The sequence below is a fragment of the Acinetobacter geminorum genome (genome assembly GCF_013009345.1).
GTDB classification, from domain to species: Bacteria; Pseudomonadota; Gammaproteobacteria; order Pseudomonadales; family Moraxellaceae; genus Acinetobacter; species Acinetobacter geminorum.
Window position 1 is genome coordinate 1 of the sequence record NZ_JABELE010000084.1, and the last position, 230, is coordinate 230.

Genomic DNA, 230 nt, shown 5'->3' on the forward strand with positions numbered 1-230 from the left:
TTACATCCGGCTCTCAACAGTCGCTTGACGTGCTGGCGCGTGCGTTAATTAACCCGGGCGATACGGTCGTCGTTGAGCGTCCGACCTACCTCGCCGCGTTGCAGGTCTTTGGCCTGGCACAGGCGAATTTTGAATCCGTCGGCACCGACGGCGACGGCATGAAAGTAGATGAACTTGAAGCGCTGGTGGCAACCAAAACCATCAAAGCGGTTTATATCGTGCCAACCTTT

1 protein-coding gene is annotated in these 230 nt (G+C 55.7%); it reads left to right on the top strand.

Going from position 1 to position 230, the window contains the following annotated elements:
• The coding region (locus HJG58_RS18800) for an aminotransferase class I/II-fold pyridoxal phosphate-dependent enzyme (protein ID WP_170249820.1) at positions 1 to 230 on the top strand (230 nt) is incomplete at both ends.